The 22,318-nt window shown below is 49.1% G+C and carries 24 protein-coding genes and 1 riboswitch; of the genes, 2 read left to right on the forward strand and 22 right to left on the reverse strand.

Translation table 11 applies throughout. From position 1 onward, the window contains the following. Window positions 1-35: 35 nt before the first annotated feature. The 22 genes from BC351_RS03670 to BC351_RS03775 form a co-directional block, all read right to left on the reverse strand. A complete protein-coding gene (locus tag BC351_RS03670) occupies window positions 36-977 on the reverse strand; it encodes an RluA family pseudouridine synthase (RefSeq protein ID WP_079409356.1) in 942 nt (313 codons plus the stop codon). Continuing rightward, a complete protein-coding gene (locus BC351_RS03675) occupies window positions 974-1,543 on the reverse strand; it encodes a cob(I)yrinic acid a,c-diamide adenosyltransferase (RefSeq protein WP_079409357.1) in 570 nt (189 codons plus the stop codon). The genes BC351_RS03670 and BC351_RS03675 overlap by 4 nt, the downstream gene beginning before the upstream one ends. Next, on the reverse strand, window positions 1,540-3,141 hold the full coding sequence (locus tag BC351_RS03680; protein WP_079409358.1) for a cobyric acid synthase: 1,602 nt from the start codon (window positions 3,139-3,141) through the stop codon (window positions 1,540-1,542). Before BC351_RS03680 ends, BC351_RS03675 begins: the two co-directional genes overlap by 4 nt. A gap of 4 nt (window positions 3,142-3,145) precedes the next feature. Then, window positions 3,146-4,240 carry a threonine-phosphate decarboxylase CobD gene (gene cobD / locus BC351_RS03685; RefSeq protein ID WP_079409359.1) on the reverse strand — a complete coding sequence of 365 codons (1,095 nt, stop codon included), beginning with the start codon at window positions 4,238-4,240 and terminating at the stop codon, window positions 3,146-3,148. A gap of 50 nt (window positions 4,241-4,290) precedes the next feature. After that, window positions 4,291-5,142: an adenosylcobinamide-GDP ribazoletransferase gene (gene cobS / locus BC351_RS03690; RefSeq protein WP_079409360.1), complete on the reverse strand. Its 852-nt coding sequence runs from the start codon at window positions 5,140-5,142 to the stop codon at window positions 4,291-4,293. After that, on the reverse strand, window positions 5,115-6,092 hold the full coding sequence (gene cbiB / locus BC351_RS03695) for an adenosylcobinamide-phosphate synthase CbiB (RefSeq protein WP_079409431.1): 978 nt from the start codon (window positions 6,090-6,092) through the stop codon (window positions 5,115-5,117). The genes cobS and cbiB overlap by 28 nt, the downstream gene beginning before the upstream one ends. Before the next feature lie 5 nt (window positions 6,093-6,097). After that, the gene (gene cobU / locus BC351_RS03700) at window positions 6,098-6,703 is read right to left on the reverse strand and encodes a bifunctional adenosylcobinamide kinase/adenosylcobinamide-phosphate guanylyltransferase (RefSeq protein ID WP_079409361.1); all 606 of its coding nucleotides are present in this window, start codon (window positions 6,701-6,703) and stop codon (window positions 6,098-6,100) included. Window positions 6,704-6,758: 55 nt separating this feature from the next. Further along, on the reverse strand, window positions 6,759-7,838 hold the full coding sequence (gene cobT / locus BC351_RS03705; protein ID WP_079409362.1) for a nicotinate-nucleotide--dimethylbenzimidazole phosphoribosyltransferase: 1,080 nt from the start codon (window positions 7,836-7,838) through the stop codon (window positions 6,759-6,761). A 23-nt stretch (window positions 7,839-7,861) separates the two neighbouring features. After that, a complete protein-coding gene (locus tag BC351_RS03710; protein WP_079409363.1) occupies window positions 7,862-8,638 on the reverse strand; it encodes an ABC transporter ATP-binding protein in 777 nt (258 codons plus the stop codon). Window positions 8,639-8,643: 5 nt separating this feature from the next. Further along, window positions 8,644-9,681, reverse strand: a complete 1,038-nt coding sequence (locus BC351_RS03715; RefSeq protein ID WP_079409364.1) for a FecCD family ABC transporter permease — start codon at window positions 9,679-9,681, stop codon at window positions 8,644-8,646. Continuing rightward, a complete protein-coding gene (locus tag BC351_RS03720) occupies window positions 9,682-10,692 on the reverse strand; it encodes an ABC transporter substrate-binding protein (protein ID WP_425270899.1) in 1,011 nt (336 codons plus the stop codon). Between the two features lie 166 nt (window positions 10,693-10,858). Continuing rightward, window positions 10,859-11,008: riboswitch (cobalamin riboswitch) on the reverse strand. A 31-nt stretch (window positions 11,009-11,039) separates the two neighbouring features. Then, entirely contained in the window at window positions 11,040-11,573 is a 534-nt protein-coding gene (locus tag BC351_RS03725; RefSeq protein ID WP_079409366.1) for a hypothetical protein, read from the reverse strand. Window positions 11,574-11,634: 61 nt separating this feature from the next. Next, window positions 11,635-11,901 carry an aspartyl-phosphate phosphatase Spo0E family protein gene (locus BC351_RS03730; RefSeq protein WP_079409367.1) on the reverse strand — a complete coding sequence of 89 codons (267 nt, stop codon included), beginning with the start codon at window positions 11,899-11,901 and terminating at the stop codon, window positions 11,635-11,637. A 68-nt stretch (window positions 11,902-11,969) separates the two neighbouring features. Then, window positions 11,970-13,175 (reverse strand): aminotransferase class I/II-fold pyridoxal phosphate-dependent enzyme, encoded by a 1,206-nt coding sequence (locus tag BC351_RS03735; RefSeq protein ID WP_079409368.1) that lies wholly within the window; start codon window positions 13,173-13,175, stop codon window positions 11,970-11,972. A gap of 17 nt (window positions 13,176-13,192) precedes the next feature. After that, on the reverse strand, window positions 13,193-13,684 hold the full coding sequence (locus BC351_RS03740; RefSeq protein ID WP_079409369.1) for an Lrp/AsnC family transcriptional regulator: 492 nt from the start codon (window positions 13,682-13,684) through the stop codon (window positions 13,193-13,195). 190 nt (window positions 13,685-13,874) lie between these two features. Beyond that, on the reverse strand, window positions 13,875-14,165 hold the full coding sequence (locus BC351_RS03745) for a hypothetical protein (RefSeq protein WP_079409370.1): 291 nt from the start codon (window positions 14,163-14,165) through the stop codon (window positions 13,875-13,877). A 135-nt stretch (window positions 14,166-14,300) separates the two neighbouring features. Further along, window positions 14,301-15,212, reverse strand: coding sequence for a cysteine synthase A (gene cysK / locus BC351_RS03750; RefSeq protein WP_079409432.1), 912 nt, complete (start codon window positions 15,210-15,212; stop codon window positions 14,301-14,303). Window positions 15,213-15,296: 84 nt separating this feature from the next. Further along, on the reverse strand, window positions 15,297-16,610 hold the full coding sequence (locus BC351_RS03755) for an MFS transporter (protein WP_079409433.1): 1,314 nt from the start codon (window positions 16,608-16,610) through the stop codon (window positions 15,297-15,299). 118 nt (window positions 16,611-16,728) lie between these two features. Next, complete coding sequence (locus BC351_RS03760) at window positions 16,729-17,229, reverse strand: hypothetical protein (protein ID WP_079409371.1); 501 nt, start codon at window positions 17,227-17,229, stop codon at window positions 16,729-16,731. A 138-nt stretch (window positions 17,230-17,367) separates the two neighbouring features. Then, window positions 17,368-17,787, reverse strand: a complete 420-nt coding sequence (locus BC351_RS03765) for a DUF350 domain-containing protein (RefSeq protein ID WP_079409372.1) — start codon at window positions 17,785-17,787, stop codon at window positions 17,368-17,370. A gap of 112 nt (window positions 17,788-17,899) precedes the next feature. Further along, window positions 17,900-18,580: a PspA/IM30 family protein gene (locus tag BC351_RS03770; protein WP_079409373.1), complete on the reverse strand. Its 681-nt coding sequence runs from the start codon at window positions 18,578-18,580 to the stop codon at window positions 17,900-17,902. Between the two features lie 140 nt (window positions 18,581-18,720). Further along, the gene (locus BC351_RS03775) at window positions 18,721-21,084 is read right to left on the reverse strand and encodes an endonuclease MutS2 (RefSeq protein WP_079409374.1); all 2,364 of its coding nucleotides are present in this window, start codon (window positions 21,082-21,084) and stop codon (window positions 18,721-18,723) included. A gap of 246 nt (window positions 21,085-21,330) precedes the next feature. Between BC351_RS03775 and BC351_RS03780 the strand changes: the two genes are divergently transcribed. Together BC351_RS03780 and BC351_RS03785 are read left to right on the forward strand one after the other, a co-directional pair. Then, window positions 21,331-21,699, forward strand: a complete 369-nt coding sequence (locus BC351_RS03780) for a phage holin family protein (RefSeq protein ID WP_079409375.1) — start codon at window positions 21,331-21,333, stop codon at window positions 21,697-21,699. A gap of 220 nt (window positions 21,700-21,919) precedes the next feature. Beyond that, window positions 21,920-22,306, forward strand: a complete 387-nt coding sequence (locus BC351_RS03785; RefSeq protein WP_079409376.1) for a cupredoxin domain-containing protein — start codon at window positions 21,920-21,922, stop codon at window positions 22,304-22,306. Window positions 22,307-22,318 lie beyond the last annotated feature (12 nt).

The raw sequence follows: 22,318 nt of genomic DNA on the forward strand, positions 1-22,318 counted from the left end.
GAAAAACCATCCAAAAGGGGATGGTTTCTGTCATTTTAGTCCGTTTCTTGGAGCCAAATACGCAAATCGGATAAATCCGATGGCAGGGGAGCTTCATAGTCTGTCCATTCTCTGGTCCCCGGATGAACGAAACCTAACCGAAAAGCATGTAGCGCCTGACGATGCAGCCGTCCATTTACTTCAGCTGACCATTCATGCTGCTCGAATTCGGGCAATGTATACATCTTGTCTCCCAGCAGCGGATGCCCCAAATGCCGCATATGGACGCGTATTTGGTGTGTTCTGCCTGTTTCCAGCCAAATCCGCACCAACGCCGCATGCTTGAATTGTTCCACGACCTCGTAGTGGGTGACAGCGTTGTAGCCAGTCGGGGTTACAATGCGAACATGCGGCTGCTCGGGATCGCGGTCAATCGGTTCATTGACAGTCCCTTTCGAATCAGCGAACGTCCCCCAAACCAAAGCGAGATATTCCTTTTTCACCTGATGCTGAATCATTTGTTCCGAGATTTGTTGATGAACATACGGCGTCTTGGCAATCGCAAGAACACCGGATGTTTCTTGATCCAGCCGGTGGACAGGACGGAATCGGCAAGTACTCCCGGCTTGCTGCCAATGATGAACAACACCGTTCGCAATGGTATTCACATAATGCCCATGAGTAGGATGTACAATGATGCCAGCCTCTTTGGCCAGAATCAGCAGATGGTCATCTTCATGCAGGATATGCAGAGGAAGCTCCTGCGGCAAAATATCCTCAGACTCTTCCTCCTCCATCCGAATTTCTACACGATCGCCTGCTTGAACCTTAATGTTAATATATTGTCTGACACCATTCACAGTGATTCCCTGCTCAGTCAGCTTAATTCGGGAGAGCAGCTTGCGTGAAACCATCAGTCTTTTTTGTAAAATAGTCTTGAGAATAAAACCCTCTTCCTCGGGCGGCACGATGTAAACTAACGGTTCGTAATAACTCATGATTTGCGTCTAAACACCTCAGCACTACGAATGTACTCCACATCTGCAATACCTTCACGGAAATTCGCTGTGCGGGCAATTGTGAAGAAGAGATCGGAGAGCCTATTCAAGTATCGGCGCACTTCAGGATTAATTTCCTGTGTGCGAGCCAGCGTCACCACTCGGCGCTCTGCTCGGCGGCACACAGTCCGGCAAATGTGCAGCGTGGAAGAAACGGTCCCGCCTCCCGGCAAAATAAAGCGCGTAATATCCGGGGTCTCTTTATCATATTGATCAATCCAAGCTTCAAGTACATCAACCATGTCGGATGTTACTTTATAAGGGCGAAGATCTTGTTTCAATAGGGCCAAGTCCGATCCGCAATCAAAAATTTCATGCTGAATTTGCAGCAAATTCGGGAGTAAATCCGGATATTTCTCCGGATCCATGAAGCTCATGGCCTGCCCAACATGACAATTCAGTTCATCCGTTGTCCCGTAGGCTTCCACCCGGGCATCGTCTTTATCGACACGACCGCCAATTACACCTGTTTGCCCGGCATCTCCTGTACGCGTATAAATTTTCATCCTTTACCAACCTCCGTTTTCCTAGGCTTTGCTGTATCCATCATCTCATAAACACGCTGCATATCCAAGTGGCTTCTGACATGATCGGCGAGCCTGTCGAAAGCGGCCTCTCTGCGCTCTTTGAAACGAAGTCCGCCTACGATCGGGGACAGTCCCTTCTGCTCGCGAATGCCGTTCAGCCATGCCCTGCGAAAGTCATCATTATGCAGGATTCCGTGCAGATAGGTCCCCCAGACTCGACCCTTTTCCACAGCTGCTCCATCCGCATGCCAACCTGAGCTGTCACCATTCTCGGCAGCTGTCCGAATCTGGAAGGGCGCTGCAATGTCCTGCAAATAACGCGTCCGACCCATGTGGATTTCATAGCCGTCAATCGCAAGCTCAGTCCCATTTGGGGCGAATAGCGCAGATTTGCCTTGCACTTGAACCGTCCGTTTCTCCGGTGTAAACATCGTCTCCGTCGGCAGAAGTCCTAAGCCTTCCAGTTCGGGATGGTCCGATTCGTATCCGTTCGGATCCAGCAGCTTGCTGCCGAGCATCTGATAGCCTGCGCAGATCCCGGCGACCCAGCCTTTTTCTAGCTTGACAAAAGCTTGAATTCGCTCTGTTAGTCCGCTTTCATTCAAGTGCCTCAGATCGTCCATCGTATTCTTGCTGCCCGGGAGCAGCACAACATCCGGTTCTCCCCAATCGGCGAGGTGTGTAATGTAGCGGAAATGGACATCTTTCTCCTCTTGAAGCGGATCGAAATCCGTGAAGTTCGAAAGGCGAGGCAAGCGAATAACCGCAACATCCAGCTGATCCGCCGATTTGCTATTCGTGGCTTCATGGCGTTTGTTTTGCACTCTTTTGGAGTCCAGAGAAGCCGAATCTTCATCTTCAATTCCCAACTGCGGCAAATAAGGAATCACCCCTAGAACGGGCTTGCCTGTCCGCTCCTCCAGCCAATCCAAGCCGGGCTTCAGGAGGCTCACATCTCCACGGAATTTATTGATGATAAACCCCTTCACGCGGTCGCGTTCCTCTTGTGACAGAATTTCCAGCGTTCCGACAATAGCAGCAAATACGCCGCCACGATCAATATCGGCAACAAGCAGAACGGGGGCATCCGCCCATCCGGCGAGGCGCATATTGACGATATCGCGATCCTTTAAATTCACCTCTGCCGGGCTTCCCGCCCCTTCAAGCACAACAATGTCATATTCGCTGCGCAATCTTCCCAAAGCATCCTTCACAATGACCTCGGCTTGCGGCAAATAAGATTCGCGATACGTTCTGGCGTCCAAATCAGAATATGGCACACCATGAACAACGACCTGTGCCACCATATCTTGTTTGGGCTTAAGAAGAATCGGATTCATATCCGTCGTCGCCAAAATTCCGCAGGCATCGGCTTGGACACCTTGGGCTCGGCCAATCTCTTTGCCGTCGAAAGTCACATACGAGTTCAGTGACATATTTTGAGATTTGAATGGTGCGGTCTGCCAGCCATCCTGCACAAGAATACGGCATATTGCAGCCGTCAGAATACTTTTGCCCACATCCGAAGCCGTTCCTTGAACCATCAGTGTTGCTGCTTGCAACGACGCTTTCGTCATGACCTTATCCTCGATTCTGCGTTAAATCTGACAACATCGTATGTAATCCGGCAATTAGCCGGCAATTATCCTCACGAAGACGAACAGCCACACGGCAATAACGTTCATTCAGCCCTGCAAACAAGGAAGCGTCTCGAATCAAAATGCCTTGCTGCCCCATATGCTGCTGAGCCTGCTTAACCGTAACCCCCATCGAAACAGGAAACGAAAAAAGTAAAAAGTTCACTTCACCATGAACAACGTCAAGACCTAACTGCTCAAGCTGTTGGATGAGCCACAATTTCTCTTCCTGAAGCCACTGCCTGCTGCTGATCTCGAACGCCTCATCTTCAAGTACGGCTGTGCCAATACGTTGAGCCAAATAGTTAACGCTCCACTGTACTTGAAGCTGCTGTGCGAGTTTAATCCGGTCTGGATGAGCCACCATGAAGCCCAAACGAATGCCAGGAATCGAATAAAATTTGGTCATCGAACGAAGGACTACCAGACGCTGACTCTCCGCAGCATGCTGAAGCAGGGAATGCTCCTGTTCATTTGGCACAAAGTCCATGAAAGCTTCATCCAAGACACAAGGGTGATCACCTTGCAAAAGCATAGCCAACACATCGCGTGGTATCAGCTTGCCAGATGGATTATTGGGGTGTCCGAGGAACAATAAATCCACAGCAGCCTGCGCTGCTTCTACATCTTGCTGCTGCAAAACAAATTGATGCTGAGCGTGCAGAGGGATATTGTAGATCCCGCCTCCAGATTTATGGACCGCTTCCTCATATTCGCTAAAAGAAGGTCTTGCCAGACCTGTCACCTGCGGCTTCAACACTCTGGCTGTCAAATCAATCAGCTCTGCTGCTCCATTCCCGACTAGAATGCTTTCCATCGGAATGTTGTACTTGGCCGAAAGCTTGCTGCGCAGCTCGCGAACGGCAGGGTCCGGGTATTGAACAATATCCCGCCATCCCTCACTGAGTATCTGCCTGACAACCGGGGGAGGTCCCAGCGGGTTCATATTAGAGCTAAAATCGAGGAACCCCGTCTCCGGCTTCCCATAAGCTTCTTCGGCCGTTCGGAGATCGCCTCCGTGCCCGTAGCGTTCCAGCATTCCGTGTCCCCTTTCCATCATAAAATCTATGATAAAGAGCATGATTTTAGTTATACATATACGATCGGTACTAATATAACGCCTAACAACAGGACGCTTTCCAGAAGCTCGTTCAGCGCCCCGTAGGTATCTCCTGTTAACCCGCCTAGTTTACTGCTCATATACGCTGCGAAAGCCCAGCCAGCCGCAAGCGTGCCCAAAACAACACCGCACACGATGATCCAGAGTGTGGAATCAAACATAACAGAGACGTTCCCATCACGGAGTGTTCCGCCTACGAAAACCGTAGTTGCAAGAAGGGCTACGCCTAACGAAGCAAAGACATGCCCTTTGCGTACGCTGCGAAATAAGCTGCCTAATCCGCTGTCCTTTCGCGCGTAGGGCCATCCATAAATCGCCAATACCATAAACCAACGGCTCCATATGGGAACAACAACGATTAGACAACTATTTCCCCAACTGCCGCTGTCCACCAGATGATCCAGCCATGTGTACAGCAGGGAAAATTTCAGTAGCAAATGCAGGACGCAGACGATGACCCCCATCGCGCCTACGCGGCTGTCTTTCATAATTTCGAGCATCTGCTCGCGGGGACGATGGCTGAGAATGCCATCAGCCGTATCCATCAAGCCATCCAGATGCAGCCCCCCGCTCAAAACAACCCACAGGCTTAGCAGCAAGGCAGCAGCCGGCATTGGCGGCAGGATGATGCCAAGTCCCTTGCCAGCAAGCAGCAATAGCAGCCCCATGACAAACCCAGCGAGCGGATAAAAAACTACGCTCCGCCTAAACACTCGCTCTGTATAATCAATTTGCACCGGAATGGGCAAACGCGTCAGAAATTGAAAGGCTGCTATGCAAGCGCGCAGCCAATCTAGAACAAAAGCACGAGCAGTATGCATAGCAATCCTCCCATCACTACAAAACTTACGCCGTAGAGCATACGCACGGCATAGACGATATCCTGCTGCGTCCGCGGGCGCAGCGGCCACCCCAGGCGGGCGCGCTCGCTTGCCGCGCCGCCGTAGACATTCAGCCCGCCCAGCTCAATGCCGAGAGCTCCGGCTACCGCCGACTCCGGAATTCCGCTGTTCGGGCTGGGGTGCAAGTGCGCGAAGCGGCGGACGGCTGCGGCCGAACGCTTCGCCGAAAGCCGCGGCTGCAGCAGAGCGACGAGAATCAGCAGGAGGCCGGTCAGCCGCGCCGGAATCCAGTTCATGACGTCGTCCCAGCGGGCCGACGCCCAGCCGAAATGACGGTATCTGTCATTTCGGTAGCCGACCATCGAATCCAGTGTATTCGATGCCCGGTATAACATCGCGAGCGGCGCTCCGCCGAGCAGCGCGTAGAACAACGGCGAGATCACCGCGTCGACAATATTCTCCGCTACCGTTTCCACAACCGCGCGCGTCAGTTCTTCCTCTCCGAGCTCGTCCGTATCCCGGCCTACGATGTAGCCGGTGTACTTGCGAGCATCGGCGAGTTCGCCTTTGCGCAGCGGATTGTAGACGAGATAAGCAGCATCCTTCAGCCCTTTGATGGCGATAGTGGTTGAAATCAACCATGTGCTCACCGCATATCCCAGCCATTCATGAACGGAACGTGCTGCCATAATCAGCACCATTACACTAAAGAAGCTGATGCCTATGGTCGAAACGGTTAGCAAAATGCCTTTGGCTCGCAGCCATCCCGGTGAATCGGTGTCTTTGCGCAGCATTTTTTCAATTCCGCGTATCCAGCGTCCGATGTGAATAACAGGATGGGTCGGCCACTTTGGATCACCAAGAATCCAGTCTATCACGATGGCAGCAATCGTCATGCTGACGATCTCCTGCCAGGAGTACATCCACATGGTAATCACCGTTCCGTCCTTGACGACGAAGGACGTGTATCCAGTCGATAAGCTCTACTTTTTAACTCGATAGGAATTCCTGCCGTAACCAAAAATACCTCTTCGCAAACGCCCGCTAGGCGCTGATTCATCCGTCCTGCCAGATCCCGGAAGGTGCGTCCCAGCGGGTATTCCGGGACAATCCCGTCTCCCACCTCATTGGTTACCAGTATGAGGGTCCCTGCATAGGAGGAAACCGACTCAACAAGCTCATCCAACCGTTTCGTAACCAAAGCTGAAGCATTAGTCTCTGATTCATAGCGAAGCAGCCAATTCGTCAGCCAAAGCGTTAAGCAGTCTACCAGAACAGCAGGTGCGGGTATACCAGCATTCGTACCGTTCTCCTGAAGCTGCTTAAGAAGTTCGCACAGCTCATACGGCTCTTCCCGCGTATCCCACGGATAGCCCGAGCTGAGCCGCTGCTGCTTGTGCAAACCTACCCGCTCCCTCATTTCCTCATCGTAGATGTGAGAGGTCGCGATGTATATTCCCTGCTGCTCGCCGTGCATCGCAAGCTGTTCTGCGAAAGCGCTCTTGCCGCTTCGCGCGCCGCCCGTTACCAACACCGCCATGGCGCCCTCGCCTCCTTCTCTTCGTAAGCTCTCTTACGTCCTTGCCGCCAGCTGATTACCCCCGCGACACGCCTGCGCTTTCGAATGTCGCCATTTCCTTCATGATCTTGCCTGCGGCGTCGATCACGTTGAAGACAAGCACAGCGCCTGTTCCTTCCCCCAGCCTCATATCCATCTGCAGCATCGCTGCGAGGCCTACGGCTTCGAGCATCTTCGTATGCCCCTGCTCCTGCGATAAGTGCGATGCGAGCATATAGGACGCGCTTAGCGGTGCTAATCGGCTCGCCACAAGCGCTGCCGCCGACGAGATGAAGCCGTCGACAACGACCGGGCAGCGGTTTTTCGCTGCGCCCAGTATGACCCCAACCAGTCCGGCGATTTCGAGCCCCCCGACTTTGGTCAATACCTCTAGCGCATAGTCCCCGCTTGACTGGATCTCTTGCCCTTCCGCAGGCCGAAGCCCATTCACATCCAGAGCCTTGTTCACAACGGATTGCTTATGCAGCCATTTGGCATCATCAATGCCTGTTCCGCGGCCAACCGCTATGCTGGCGTCCAAGCCCGTCAGCGCGCACAAAATAGCGGCGCTTGCCGTGGTGTTGCCGATCCCCATCTCCCCTGTCGCAAACAGGCGAAAGCCTTTCTCTGCCAGCTCGTCGACAAGCTCGACACCGGCCTGAATGGCCTGAATGGCTTCGTCTGGCGTCATCGCTGACTCTAGCGCCATATTCCGCGTGCCTTTGCGTACTTTGCGGGCAACTAGATTCGGATGCTCCAAATCGGCATTTACACCCATATCCACACAGATGACTTCGGCACCTGCATGTCTAGCCAGTACGTTGACAGCGGCTCCGCCATAAAGAAAGTTCAACACCATTTGAGGTGTCACTTCCGCTGGAAAAGCGCTGATTCCTTCTTCGCACACCCCATGATCTCCGGCCATGACGATCACGGCTTTTTTATCGAAAACCGGCATCACTTCGCCTGTAATTCCGGCAACTTGACGAGCAATATCCTCGAGCTTGCCTAGGCTGCCCTGCGGTTTGGTCAATTGGTTCAAATGATCATTGGCTTGCGTCACCACGTCTTCTTGTATGGGCAAAATGCTTGAAATAATCGATTCCAGTGTATTCATATCATCAACCTCCATGAAGTTCATTATTTGCCGGGCTGCAGCAGAATTTGCGGAGCGGCATTGACAGGATGCGGCAAAACGATTGGTTCCGTTCCATATACCTCTTTGATTAATCCGCTAGTAATAATTTCATCCGGTGTTCCGATTGCCGCCATGCGGCCGTTGTGAACCACCATTAGTCGCGTACAGTACTGGGCTGCCAGGTTTAGATCATGCAGAACAGCAACGACGGTTAACTCAGCTTCGTGCTGCCATTCTTTGATATAGTCCATCATCTGCACTTGATACCCAATATCGAGAAATGTCGTTGGTTCATCCAGCATGAGCAGCCGCGGCTGCTGCGCCATCACCTTGGCCAGCGCGACTCGCTGCCGTTCTCCTCCGCTTAGACGTTCAATGGTACGGTCAATGAGGGGCTCCAAGTGCAGCCTTTGTATAATGGTTTCAATCAACCCTTCTGCATCAGCGGAGTCCTCTCCCAACCAATTTTGGAAAGGATATCGCCCCATTTCCACCACTTCACGAACCGTAAAGCCGACCGGGGGAAGGGCATCCTGCTGCAGCACGGCCAGCCATCTGGCAAGCTCCTTCCGCGAGAAGGAGGCGGCTGCGCGCTCATCCAGCAGCACTTTCCCCTTTTTGATCGGATCAATCCCCGACAAAAGCCGAAGCAGCGTCGATTTCCCACTGCCATTGGGTCCAATTATGCCAAAAAACTCACCTTGCTTGACCTCAAAGCTAATCTGTTCCAGAACCTGCTGTTCCAAAAAGCTCTGACAAAGCTGCTCCACTTTAATCATCGTGATCAACCTCTTAACGTTTTCTTATCCTTGTGAAGCAAATAGGCGAAAAAAGGCGCACCCAGAAATGCCGTTATAACACCTAGCGGAATTTCCGTTGGACTTAACAAGGTGCGGGCAAGCGTATCAGCCCATAATACATAGATACCTCCGCCAATGGCCGAAAGAGGAATAATCAATCGGTAATCAGGTCCTACAATCAAGCGCACCAAATGGGGCACAATGAGACCTACAAAGCCGATCACCCCTGCAACGGAAACGGCTGCAGCCGTTAAGAACGTAGCTGTGATCAAAACAACCAGCTTCGTCCGTTCCACATTGACACCAAGATGCGAAGCCTGACGCTCGCCTAACGAGAGTAAATTCATGGATCTGGCGTAACTCAGAAGCACCAGAACGCCAATTAGTAAATAAGGTGAAATGATATAAATATAAGACCAGCCGCGCATAGCCAAGCTGCCCATTAACCAGAACACAATTTCATTAATAACCTGCTTGGAAATCGATACCATGAACGAAACAATCGCCCCTAGAAAAGCCTGCATGACAACACCTGATAAGATAAGCGTCTCCATCTTCAGCTTGCCGTCAATCTGCGCAAGCTTAAGCACAAGGAATAAAGAAAGGAGTCCCGTCACGAAGGCAACGATCGGAATCGACCATTGTCCGAACCAAGCCAGCTGCAGACCAAAATAAATGAGAAAAGCAGCTCCTACCGATGCTCCTGAAGAAACACCCAGCGCATAAGGATCTGCAAGAGGATTGCGGAGCACCCCTTGGAAAGCTGCTCCCGCAATGGAAAGCGATGCACCTACCAAAATGCCAAGCAACACGCGGGGAAATCTCACTTTATTAATAATTTGCTCCGCCGATTGCGGCCAGCTAACATGAATAGCATCACCAAGCCAAGGAATATGCTTGCCGAGAATGCCCGCTATTTGGAAGATGGGAAGCTTTGCTGTACCCAGCGTTAAACTCACCAGAATAGAAAGAAGAAGGAGTATAACTCCTACTCCTCCCCATAGCATTAATTTTCTTTTCATTTATTTCACCAGTTCGGGATAGATGCCTTTGGCCATTTCAAGCAGCCCATCTGTCAATCGAGGTCCCGGACGGCTCAGCATGTTCTGATCAAGGCCGATCACTTGCTTGTTTTTCACAGCTTCAATCGCGTCCCAGCCGCTGCGAGTCCGAATAATTTCGTCCAATGATTTCTTGCTTTTGGTATCAATAACACCGTTAGCGAATAAAATAACGGCTGGATTTTGCGCAATGATCTTCTCTTCGCTGATTTGATACCAGCCTTTACCGTCCCCAGCCACATTGACACCACCGGAAAGCTTAATCAATTCATCCATGAATTCACCGCTGCCTACAGTCCAGCCCGGGCTGAATTCAATATAAACCTTCTTCTTGTTTTCTTGCTTAACATCCTTCACAGCGTCGACAACCTTCTGGCGATCTGCTTTCATTTTAGCCACAATTTTATCTGCTTGGTCTTGATGATCTGTAATCAAACCATACGTTTGAATGTTCGCAATGACATCATCCAGCGTTTTGGGCTCAACCTTAAATATGTTTACGTTCAGTCCACGCAGCTGCTCCACCGTATCGACTTTCATCGAAACACCCGTAAAGACAATGTTCGCATTGGAAGCGATGAGCGCTTCTTGGTTCGGCTTGGTAATACTGCCTAATTTCGGCTTCGTTTTCGCACTTTCCGGATAATCATCATAATCGGATACACCAACAATGTTCGCTTCTAAACCAAGGGCATAAAGAGCTTCCGTTTCTGCCGGAGATACGGATGCGATACGTTCCGGGGCTTTGTCGAACGTGAACTCTTTGCCTGTAGCATCTTTAATCTTCAAAGGATATGTCGTCTTTTTGGCAATTGCCGGTGATGCTGTAACCGTAGGGGCCTTCGTTCCCTCGCCGCCCAGCTTGGATGGATTGGTTATTTCTGCATCCTTTTTCCCGCAAGCCGCTAAGCTGACTGCCGTTGCCAGCGCTACTGTAAGGATCAGCGCTTTTCTAACCAACTTCTTCTGCATGCTCATTAACCCTCTTTCTACCAAATAATTACGATTAACCTTCTTAGTGCCATTACAACCAAAAAGTCCCTCTGTTCCTGAAAGGAACAAAGGGACGATAAATCGCGGTGATTAGCAACTTGAGGCTTGCTTCCTGATTTAACGCGATCCTTTTCCTCGAAGGATGTCGTATAGGGCTCCATGGGCAGGTATTCTGACTTTCCACCTTTGCTAAGTGGATTACAGTGGCGGGACCGCGCCGGACTTGAACCGGCTTCCCTTTTAAGCTGCCATGCTTATCATGAAGCATGCCAACACCTATGGCGCATATTTAACTATCAATCTATTTGTCGATTATAGACGTCTTATTACTTTTGTGCAATTACTTTAAGCACTTGCTTGGCTGCCTCTAGCTTTGGCTTTGGCGCGTTTTGAGGAATGAATGCGACCAGCCCTTTTCCTTCAAAGCCCTGCTCCTTCATCCACTTGTTTCCAGCTAGTGGAATACCGTATAAATGCTTTTCGGCAGGCTTGCCCTCTTCCTTCATCTCAACGACACCATCTGGATAGTCCTCTGGGTTAATTATCTCATCCAGTGAAACAAACCCGCCTTGGTTGCTAAGCGATTTAAACTGATCTTCGGCAAGGATGAAAATACCGTTTCCGCCGGCCGCTAGTTCAACAATCATTTTCTCCAGTGAGAAAATGGGGGAGCTCACTAATTTAACGGTTGGCGTCTCACCAACCTTGGATTTCAAGGAACCTTCCAGCTTCTCTGCCGCTTCACTCGGGAACCCGTTTTGTCCCATGACAAAAATCGAAACATCCGGCTTCGGTCCGCCGCAGCCAGCCAGCAGTAACGTAAGTCCAACCATCATCATCAACAGCCATTTCACTTTCATGTTGGGAACGTACCTCCGTATGTTATCTGAATCCTTCGATAGTCGCGAGAAAAGTCGGTTTTCACCGACTTTTCTTTCCGTTGTTCATATATTCATTTATCTTTTGGTCTAGGATTGTGCTCAATTCGACAACAGCTTCGGAGGTCATTTCTTGACCGTCCAGAACCATCTGTTCAAGCTTCCGCCGTAAAGAATGAATCTCTTCTTCGAGTAAGTTGAGGGAATTTTTTTTCTTTGCACGCTTAGTCAACCAACGTTGTCCAATATTCTGATCGCAAATTTGAAGCTGTTTATGATAGGTTGATAGTTGGTATTCCAAAAAAGCCATGCTCATCCCTCCTTACTACAAGAATACCAGTTTTTAGACATAATGAACATATCTATTTACTTTACATTTTACAATTTTCTCAAAAATTTCCCAATACGCTCTAAAGCTTCATTCAATTGAGAAACACTATACGCATAGGAACAGCGCAGGAAGCCTTCTCCCCCTAAACCAAACACATCACCGGGAACTGCAGCGACCTTGGACTCGAACAGTAGCCGCTGTGCAAACTCATCTGAAGTTAGCCCCGTTGCTACGATACTCGGGAAAGCATAGAATGCGCCTTGCGGCTCATGGCACTCCAGGCCAATCTCTCGGAAGCCTTTGACGATAAGCCGTCTGCGTTGATTGTACGACTCGATCATGCGGTCTTTCTCTTCCAAGCCATTAGTCAATGCTTCGTGTGCAGCCACCTGCCCCATGACCGGTGCGCACATAACCGTGTATTGATGAATCTTCGTCATAGCGGAGATCAGCTCTCGATGACCGCAAGCATAACCCATCCGCCAGCCTGTCATGGCAAATGCCTTGGAGAACCCGCTGACCAGAATTGTCCGATCCTTCATCCCTGGAACAGCTGCGAAACTCACGTGCTTCTGTCCGTAGGTTAATTCTGCATAGATTTCATCGGAAATGACGATCAAATCGTGCTCTTCGACCACTTTAGCAATCGGCAGCCAGTCCTCATAAGTCATAATACCGCCGGTTGGATTGCTAGGGTAACAAAGAATTAATATTTTGGAGCGAGGCGTAATCGCATCACGCAGCGCTTTCTCTGTCAGTTTGAATTGATCCTTTGCGAACGTTTCGATACCTACTGCCACGCCGCCGCTAATGCTCGTGATTGGGGAATATGAAATATAGCAAGGCTCCGGAATAAGAATCTCGTCTCCAGGTGTAATCAGTGCGCGCAGAGCCAAGTCAATCGCTTCGCTGCCCCCAACGGTAACCAGCACCTCATCGGTTGGCTCGTATTTCACTTTGAACGAGGTGTACAAATATTCGGCGATGGCTTCACGAAGCTCTGGAATGCCGGAGTTCGGCGTATATTTCGTTCTGCCGCGCTCAAGCGAGTAAACAGCCGCTTCACGCACGTGCCAAGGCGTCGAGAAATCCGGTTCTCCCACACCAAGCGAGATAATGTCATCCTTGCTGTTGCTTACCAAATCAAAAAACTTTCGAATCCCGGAAGGCTTTATTCCACGTACGGCAGGAGCGAGATAATCTTGCATGGATTTAACCTTATTCTGCTCAATCGTTGTCTCATCTTTGATCATGGCGGCGTCCCTCTTCTTTACGGCGAAACAAGCATTCGGTGATCGTCAGCCTGATCTTCGAATATGATGCCGTCTTGTTTGTATTTTTTTAATATGAAATTCGTTTTGGTCGAAAGAACACGATCAATCGGGGATAGCTTATTCGATACAAATGACGCTACTTGTTTCAGGGAACTCCCCTCAATTTCGACAAGCAAGTCATAGGCGCCAGACATGAGATAGACGGATTTGACTTCTGGATATAAATAGATCCGTTCTGCGATGGCGTCAAAGCCATGTCCGCGTTCCGGCGTAATTTGCACTTCAATTAGGGCGGTAACCTTTTCGTCATCTACTTTACTCCAGTTCACCACTGTCGCATATTTGACGATGACCTTATCCGCTTCCATCTCGCTTATCGCTCGCGCCACTTCGTCCTCCGCCGTTCCTAGCATTGTGGCGATGAGATCCGCACTCCTGCGCGCGTCTTCTTTCATCAGTTCGAGAATTTTAAGCTTCAAAGTATCCATGGTTAAACCTACCTTTCTGAAATATGGGTTTTCGTTCATCCTTTAATCTTACAATGAATCGGTAGCTTAATTCAATTACTGTGCCTGTCTAAAAGGCAGATTATTTTTGTATAACCAAAATATCCATGCTTGAACAACGCAAAAAGACCTCTGGATACCCCAGCGGCCTGTCTTCAAACGCTTGTAACGATCAACCATGCACAACCCCAAACTTGGATTCGGCTTGCAGCAATTTGTTTACCATCGTTTCAATTTCACGGTACTCATACGTCGGACGCACATGAATAATCGGTACATCGGCGCTGCACCCAATCCCGACAAGCGTGTTGTCATCATAAACCGATATAACACACGGCGTTTCTAGCTCGTTCCAGTTCACCTGTACCTGAGATCCTGACTTTATGCACTCTTCTGTATATGTTTGTATAAAATTATGAAGTTGGTCTTTCTCAGGAAATGCATTGACATAGGCTAATTTCACAATAAATCCACCTTTCCTTCAAACAGCTTTTACTCTTATAATTATACTCATAAATGAATTTTTATTCAACATCTAAACAAAAAAATACAGCTCATCGGAATTATATATTCCTTTAAGCTGCATGGTGACACTCTTTTAGTCAAAAATGTCCATAGACAGGTATCTCTCACCCGTATCCGGCGCTATGCACAGCACCCTTTTGCCCGCGCCCAGCTTATGCGCCACCTGTAAGCCAGTCCAGACCGAAGCGCCAGCAGAAGGCCCTACGAGGATCCCCTCTAGGCTTGCCAGCTCTTTCATCGTTCGGATCGCGTCCTCATCTGACACCTGCACGATATGATCATAGATGCTCGTATTCAAAATCGCCGGCACGAAGCCAGGACTTGTCCCTACGAGTTTATGCGGCCCTGGGCTTCCTCCAGACAATACCGGAGAGCCTTTCGGCTCTACAACATAGATCTCAATGTCCGGCAGCTTCTCGCGAAGCACCTCGCCCGTGCCTGTAATCGTTCCTCCCGTACCGGAAGTTGCGACGAAGGCATCCAGCCGGCCTTCCGTCTGCTCCAGAATTTCCAGAGCTGTGGTTGTCCGATGAATATTCGGATTCGCCGGGTTCTCGAACTGCTGCGGAATATAGCTGTTCGGGATTTGATCCCGCAGCTCCACAGCTTTGGCAATGGCTCCCGGCATTCGCTGCGCGGCAGGCGTAAGCACAACCTCTGCGCCGTAAGCCTTGAGCAGGTTAATGCGCTCTTTGGTCATATTGTCAGGCATAATCAGAATCGCTTTATAGCCCTTAGCGGCGGCGTTCATCGCAAGTCCGATACCGGTGTTGCCGCTCGTTGGCTCAATAATCGTAGCGCCTGGACGAAGCAGCCCCTGCTTCTCTGCCTGCTCGATTAAATTAAAAGCAGCGCGGTCCTTCACACTGCCGCTTGGATTGAAATATTCAAGCTTCACATAAAGCTCAGCATCTCCCGGTTTGACCAATCGGTTGATTCTCACCGCAGGTGTATCACCGATCAGCTCTGTAATGCTGTTAACCATTTTGTGCTGTGCCACGTATTACTCACTCCTCTTCCCAACAATAACCGACTATACCCACATTTTTATCGGGAAGCCCCATAGATGTCAAGGTTTAATTACAGATAGCTGCTTTTTCATGAAATACCAGCTGAACAGCGTAGAGCTGCCAATGACCAACAACAGCACATTGATGACCAGAGGGGCTTTGCTCCATGAAATGACACAGATGAAAAGCACAACGCCCAGCATCCTCCCCACATTCAGGGACAGCTCGCGAAGTACAATATACTCCTCCCTTTGCTTCGCGCTCTCTTCATTGGATCCAATAAGATCGAATACAGCCGAAACCATCGGTACCGAGTACATCGGAAAAAACAGCGAAGCTCCCAAACCGAATATGAGCAACGTTGCATAGCCCATTTTCCAGAAAAAAGGAAGGATAACGACAACCGCCATTAAAGCACCGATAAACATGCTGATTTTCCGAAAACGAGGCTTAATGAATCGTCCTGCCGCCCAGAAGCTGACTAAGGACACAGCGGAAGTCATGAGTACAAAGTTGCCTAAGCTCGCTTCGCTTGAGGTAGAAATGTAGACGAGCAAAGCAATCATGAAGCCAAATACCCCTTCTCTAACACCTTGAAATACGAGGGCTAAGCTGACCCGCTTCCAAGGGGTCTCCGATTGCCGCAAAATGCGCAAAGGGAATAACCACTCATATATGCCCTCGACTTTGCGTTTTTTCAAAAAGAAGCTTATGATCACCCCAAGCAGAAAAATGCCTAGTGAGATGGAGAAAATCAAGCGGTATCCGGTGCCGTCACCCAGGTTAACGATCAGCAGCCCCGAAATCCATGGTGCAAGGATGCCAGCTCCCGAGCCCAACAGCCCAACCCATCCATTGAATCGGTCACGATTATCCGGATCTGTCACTTCAAAATAAACGACATTAAAAGCAACCCAGAAGAAAGCCGCTGATATGCCCTGTACCATACCCAGCCACACAAAATAGTGTATACTGCTTGTCCCCATCCATAAAACCAACATATAAAAAATGGCTGAAACAAAGACACCAGCCCGCAAACAGTTCATTTTGTTATGTTCCTTGACCCACTTGCCAGCAAGCCAGAAGGTAATCGCCATCGTTAAATGTGTGGTTAAGGTAAACCAACCGATTAAAGCGTAGTCATTTTTCGCCTTCCACAAATAGACACCCACGAAAGTTCCTGACAGGGCATTCGCCCCGCCAAAAAGCGTATGAACGATGAGTAATAAAATAGCCTGAGCGTCTAAACGTCCTTTATGTACGGCAGCTTGACCGTTAGCAGCGCCGCTTTCTCGATTCTCAAAATACGTGCCTGCTGGATTGTCTTTCGCTTTGCCTTGTCCAAATCTCTGTCGGCTCTGCCCTTTTGGCATGCGCGCCTCCCACCCTTTCCCATACATCGAAATCGCTCTTGTTAAGCTTCCCCAACGGAGTGAAAATATGAGGCGGCGCAAATAAAAAACCGAATCCCGCAGGATTCGGCTCGATCGACTATTCCGATTTAATTCTGGATACCATGAGCAGGCGATCCGTATCCGATAGGATCTTCTCAACCTTGAAGCAGGATGGACATACATAAACATTCAAAGTAAACGGACCCGTTAGAAAAGCACTTCCCAAAGTTTTGGGAATAACGGGTGTAAATGCCGTTTCACTGACGACTTCATCTCCGGCCAGCAAGAGCAATTCATGACAGTTCGAGCATTCCGGCGCTTCTTCTTGCTCATCCGTGATATGTTGAACCTTTTCCCCGTATTTGTCGAGAGGTTCATCGGAATCATCCCAAGCCAGCGACAAATCTTCATCGGAATCCGGATATTCCTGCTCTTCAAAACGGAGCGGCTGGCCTGTCAGCTTCACCTTGAGATCAATACTCCGGTAATCGTTCAATTCGTTAAAACAATGTGGACATTCGTCCTCGGGTCCAATTTCTGGATCCCAAACGATTTCCGTTTGGCACCATGGACAAACAACTTCTTCGTTGGCACTCATTGCGTAATCCTCCACTTAATGCATTCATGCATATTTCAATAAATAATAAACCCCTGCCGCCACAAATACAAATGCGATGGCAAACAGAGTGCCCCACAGGTATTTCATCGTTCAAGCCCTCCAAGAATATGTAGGATACTACGTTACACAAGCTCCAACTACATAGGATAGGGAGACTGATATCGTTAAGGACAGGAATCCGACCGCGCGATTATCCTTTTTGATTTCTTCATCAATTTTAAAATGAGGCGTCAATATTTCAAAAATGAAGTAAGCAACTAACAACAGCAAGAATCCGTACCCTGCCCAGATGAGGGAGTGCATCATCGTATCATTGTTGAGAATAGAGAATCGGAACAAATTACATATCCCAAAAATTTTCCCACCTGTTGCCATCGCCACAGATAAATTGCCTTTTTTGATTTCAGCCCAGTCATCGTACTTCGTGAGCAAATCAAAAATCTTGAGAAATACGACTAGTGCGATGACAGCCACTGCAAAAAATGCAAGTGTCGATAAATACGGGTTACTAAACAACACATCCACCTCTTCGTTCATATCGTCTCCTGCCTTCCTTCATTGTAGAGAAGCTTCGATGCAAAGATCCCTATATATGGTAGAAGAGACTGAGTTTAGCTCAGTCTCTCGCAGGTACCTACTTAGTATAGCATTAGGATTGTTTTTTTTCAGCAAGCTTTGCTTTCATCGCTGCCAGTTCGTCGTCAATACCGCTGCTGCCAGCGCCAAGGCCAGCAAGCTCATCATCCAAGCTGCGGTTTTTCGCGCGAATCTCGCCGCTTGCTTGCGCTTCAGCTTCCATTTGAAGCACCTTCTCGCTCATACGGTCAAAGCCTTTAGCCGCATTGTCGGTACCAAATCCAGACATAGCTTGATTGATTTGCTTTTGAGCTTTGGCTGTTTCAGCACGAGCAATCAACAAGTCCTTCTTGTTCTTCATTTTGTTGAACTCGTCTTTCATTTCTGTCAATTGGCGGCGAAGCTGATCCGCGTTCGTTTTGGCAAGATCGTACTGTTGTTTCAGTTCATCGAAACGAGCTTGATGCTCTTTCTTGTCTTCCAAAGCGCGGCGAGCCAAGTCTTCATTGCCTGATTCAAGAGCTTTCATGGCTTGTTCCGTACGCTTCGTCACCATTTCTTCGGACTCTTCGTATTGAAGCTTGAATTTCTTCTCAATTGCAATGGACTTGGCAACAGCTGCCTCAGCTTCCAAAATGTCCTCTTCCATGTCACGCAAGAACTGATTCAGCATCTTGACTGGATCTTCTGCTTTATCCAGTAAGTCATTGATTGAAGCCATTGTCATATCGCGCAGTCTTTTGAAAATTCCCATTGTAAATTCCTCCTAAGGTTTATAAAAATTTGATTGTATAATTGGATGTTGCATTTTGTTTTCTAATCACCGGTGCTTACACACATTACATACGCAGTCCCAAACTAGGGGTTTCAAAAAGTTGAAAAAAAATTTAAAAATTATTTTAGTTCGACCACCGTTACGCCGGCTCCGCCTTCATTGTAATTGCCCATTCGGTAGCTTTTCACATGCTTGTGGCGACGCAGATACTCCTGCATGCCTGTGCGCAGCACCCCGGTACCTTTGCCATGAATCAGATATACTTGCCCGAAATTGTTTAGAAATGACTCATCTAGGAAGCGATCAGCCTCAATCATGGCTTCCTCCATATTCAGTCCACGCATATCAAGCTCCATCTTCACGCTGTCGTCACGCGTTCTTTTGACGATTGTCGCCGGCTGGTGTGCCGGCTTTTTCTGTGCTGGGCTGCCTATTTTCTCGAGGTTCGAGAGGGCTACTTTCATTTTCATGATGCCCAGCTGCACGTTAGCTTCTGTGGCGCTGACAATTTCAACAACGTGACCCTTCTGGCTCAGGGTCACGACACGCACTTCATCGCCGGCCTCAATACGCTCAGGCCGCTTCTTCACGGCGCGAACCTGCTTGTCGCGCAGCTCCGGCGCCGCCTGATCGAGGCGGCGTTTGGCTTCCACCAGCCGGTGGTCCTTGACCCCGCCGGCTTCTTCCTGCGCCATGCGCCGCAGATCGGCGATGACTTCGTCCGCCTCGCGGCGCGCCTTGGCGACAGCCTCGCGCGCGTCGCGCTCGGCCTTCTCAAGCAGCTTATCCCGCTGCTCGTCGAACTTCGCCTGCTGCGCCTCTAACGTTCGGCGCATCTCCTCTGCTTCGCGCCGCAACTCTTCCGCGCTTTGGCGCTCGGCTTCCGCAATCAGGCGGTTCTCTTCGAGGGAAGCGATCATCGATTCGATGCGCTTATCTTCCTCGCCTACCTGTGTGCGCGCATGCTCAATAATGCGGCGCGACAAGCCAAGACGCTCCGCAATCGCAAAAGCGTTGCTTCGACCAGGAACACCAACTAACAAACGGTATGTTGGACTTAGTGTTTGTATATCAAATTCCATACTGGCATTAATGGTGCCTTGCTTTTGATACGCGTACGCTTTGAGCTCGGAATAATGCGTCGTTGCGATAATGCGGCAGCCAATTTGGTGGATATAATCCAGAATAGAAATGGCCAAAGCCGACCCTTCCGCAGGGTCTGTGCCTGCGCCTAACTCATCTAGGAGGACTAAGCTTTTGGGAGTCATGTCTCTCAAAATGCTTATGATGTTCGTCATATGACTTGAAAATGTACTTAAATTTTGCTCGATGCTTTGCTCATCACCGATATCCGCATAGATGGCATCAAATACGCATAATTGACTGCCTTCCTCAGCAGGGACGAACAGCCCTGACATCGCCATCAGGCTCAGCAGGCCTACTGTTTTGAGAGATACGGTTTTCCCGCCTGTATTCGGACCTGTAACAATGATTTGCGAGTAATCATTGCCAAGCTCCAGATCAAGCGGCACTACGCTGTCCGCGGCAATCAATGGATGACGGCCTCGTTTGATTTTGATAAAGCCTCGGTCATTCAAATAAGGCATCGTTGCTTTCAATTCCCTAGCTAGACCAGCTTTCGCAAACGTAAAATCAAGCTCAGCCAGCAGATCAACGTCCATGACCAACACTTCAGCCTGTTCAGCAACCAGCTCGGTTAATGCGCGCAGAATCTTCTCGATTTCGACTTCTTCTTTGAACTTCAGTTCACGAATTTTGTTGTTTAATTGGACAATCGCATCCGGTTCTATATACAGAGTCGCACCTGAAGCGGATTGATCATGAATCATCCCTCCGAAGCTTGAGCGATATTCCGATTTGACCGGGATGACAAAACGATCATTCCGAATTGTAATCAATACATCCTGCAGCATCTTCTGGACGGAGGAATTGCGAAGCATCTGCTCCAGCCGCTCACGGACCCTGCTCTCCCCTGTGCGAAGCTCACTGCGCACACGTCCAAGCTCTGGACTTGCGCTGTCTACAACGACCGCATTCTCATCAATACAGCTATTTATTTTATCTTCCAATGGCTTATTCTCTGTAAGCAGATCAACTTTATCTTTGAGCATAGGTACCGCATATTCATCTTCATGAACTGCCACAACAAAGCGCTTCAGTCTGCGGGTTCCAAACAGCGTCGTTGAAATATCAAGCAGCTCGGTCGGATTTAACATACCGCCTATTCTTGAACGGTGCAGCGAGGAACGAATATCTCGAATTCCGCCAAAAGGAGCATTTCCTTTTAAGCGTTCAATGTTCACAGCCTCATCCGTTGCTTGCAGCCTAAGCTTAACCAGTTCAAAGTCACCCTTGGGTTCAAGCTGCTCTACAGCTTCTTTGCCCAAGGAGGTAGCCGCATGATGAGCCAGTTTATGTAAAATCTTCGCATAATCTAATGTTTTGATAATTTTCTTATTCAACAGTCCCAACCTCTTTTCTCTACCGTATATTATAAACCAAACCGCCCCTGATTAGCTATGGAGACAATGATTATATGGAAGATGCTGCCTGCCATAATCTTCTTCCGATTGGGATACACTAAGGTGTGCACCTATTCCTTCTGCCAAAGGAACAACATCTCCAAATACGCCAAGCAAATTCCAACAAAATCATTTTTTCTGACTTTGAGACTTTGCGCTCATTGCAGAACGAAGGAGGATCACGACATGCATCTTCTTGGACATCTGGTCAGGTTTATTGTGTCTGCTTTGGTCTTAATGTTTGTCAGTTGGCTAGTGCCGGGCTTTAAGGTCGGCGGATTCTGGAGCGCTTTTTTCCTAGCATTAGTCATCGCCGTAGCCGCTTGGGTCATTGAAGGGGTTTTCGGCAAACAAATCACACCTTTTGGCAGAGGAATCGTAGGTTTTCTTGTGAGTGCGCTTGTCATTTGGGCCGCTCAATTTGTCGTGAGCAATGTGTCGACGAGTGTAATAGGTGCGATTTTAGCCGCTTTAGTCATCGGAATCATCGACTTGTTCATCCCTGTGAAGACTCCCTTTGAACAAGGGATCTCAGGAAGAGATGATCGTCGATAAAACCCGCCAGCTTCAATAGCTGGTATCCAGGCTAAGCCAAAAAAAGATCGGTCTGCAGCGGATCCATTCGCCGGGCCGATCTTTTCTTTGGAACCAACTTGACAATCTATTATAATCTTTCATCGGATATGCTTTCACGAGTTTGTCACTGTTTTTTAAGATTAGGTCGTGTACAATGAGGAAGAAAGTAGCAATCAAACTTATTTTCGGAGGGGTACACGTGAAGAAATTACTCGTTCTTTTAATGGGAATAGCTTTAGTTATTGCAATAACGGCTTGTGGAAGCAAGGATACGAAATCAGCCGGGTCCACAACAACGCCTGCCGCCAGCGCAGCAGCCGGAGGTCAACAGGTTGTTTTGAAAGCAACGAACTATAAGTTCGATCAAACGGAATATCGCGTCAAAAAAGGCGAGCCTGTGACGATTTCTCTTGAAAATGCGGAAGGCATGCACGGGGCATCGATCAAAGAATTCAAAATCAATCTAGATAACAGCAAAAAAACAGTTACTTTTACACCAGATAAAGCCGGCTCGTTCCCTATCAACTGCTCGATCATGTGCGGTTCAGGACACGCGAATATGAAAACAACTTTGATTGTTGAATAATAAATAACAAAA

Origin of the sequence: Paenibacillus ferrarius, from assembly GCF_002027705.1 — a bacterium.
In the GTDB taxonomy this organism is placed as follows: domain Bacteria; phylum Bacillota; class Bacilli; order Paenibacillales; family NBRC-103111; genus Paenibacillus_E; species Paenibacillus_E ferrarius.

Coding starts and splice junctions, on each gene's coding strand:
- BC351_RS03765 (WP_079409372.1), bottom strand. CDS start 17,787: ATGAACGAAGAGGTGGATGTGTTGTTTAGTAACCCGTATTTATCGACA.
- BC351_RS03715 (WP_079409364.1), bottom strand. CDS start 9,681: ATGAAAAGAAAATTAATGCTATGGGGAGGAGTAGGAGTTATACTCCTT.
- BC351_RS03730 (WP_079409367.1), bottom strand. CDS start 11,901: ATGGCTTTTTTGGAATACCAACTATCAACCTATCATAAACAGCTTCAA.
- BC351_RS03720 (WP_425270899.1), bottom strand. CDS start 10,692: ATGCAGAAGAAGTTGGTTAGAAAAGCGCTGATCCTTACAGTAGCGCTG.
- BC351_RS03675 (WP_079409357.1), bottom strand. CDS start 1,543: ATGAAAATTTATACGCGTACAGGAGATGCCGGGCAAACAGGTGTAATT.
- BC351_RS03735 (WP_079409368.1), bottom strand. CDS start 13,175: ATGATCAAAGATGAGACAACGATTGAGCAGAATAAGGTTAAATCCATG.
- cobS (WP_079409360.1), bottom strand. CDS start 5,142: ATGCATACTGCTCGTGCTTTTGTTCTAGATTGGCTGCGCGCTTGCATA.
- cbiB (WP_079409431.1), bottom strand. CDS start 6,092: ATGTGGATGTACTCCTGGCAGGAGATCGTCAGCATGACGATTGCTGCC.
- cobT (WP_079409362.1), bottom strand. CDS start 7,838: ATGAATACACTGGAATCGATTATTTCAAGCATTTTGCCCATACAAGAA.
- BC351_RS03670 (WP_079409356.1), bottom strand. CDS start 977: ATGAGTTATTACGAACCGTTAGTTTACATCGTGCCGCCCGAGGAAGAG.
- BC351_RS03740 (WP_079409369.1), bottom strand. CDS start 13,684: ATGGATACTTTGAAGCTTAAAATTCTCGAACTGATGAAAGAAGACGCG.
- BC351_RS03780 (WP_079409375.1), top strand. CDS start 21,331: ATGCATCTTCTTGGACATCTGGTCAGGTTTATTGTGTCTGCTTTGGTC.
- BC351_RS03710 (WP_079409363.1), bottom strand. CDS start 8,638: ATGATTAAAGTGGAGCAGCTTTGTCAGAGCTTTTTGGAACAGCAGGTT.
- BC351_RS03770 (WP_079409373.1), bottom strand. CDS start 18,580: ATGGGAATTTTCAAAAGACTGCGCGATATGACAATGGCTTCAATCAAT.
- BC351_RS03680 (WP_079409358.1), bottom strand. CDS start 3,141: ATGACGAAAGCGTCGTTGCAAGCAGCAACACTGATGGTTCAAGGAACG.
- cobU (WP_079409361.1), bottom strand. CDS start 6,703: ATGGCGGTGTTGGTAACGGGCGGCGCGCGAAGCGGCAAGAGCGCTTTC.
- BC351_RS03755 (WP_079409433.1), bottom strand. CDS start 16,610: ATGCCAAAAGGGCAGAGCCGACAGAGATTTGGACAAGGCAAAGCGAAA.
- cobD (WP_079409359.1), bottom strand. CDS start 4,240: ATGCTGGAACGCTACGGGCACGGAGGCGATCTCCGAACGGCCGAAGAA.
- BC351_RS03725 (WP_079409366.1), bottom strand. CDS start 11,573: ATGAAAGTGAAATGGCTGTTGATGATGATGGTTGGACTTACGTTACTG.
- BC351_RS03760 (WP_079409371.1), bottom strand. CDS start 17,229: ATGAGTGCCAACGAAGAAGTTGTTTGTCCATGGTGCCAAACGGAAATC.
- cysK (WP_079409432.1), bottom strand. CDS start 15,212: ATGGTTAACAGCATTACAGAGCTGATCGGTGATACACCTGCGGTGAGA.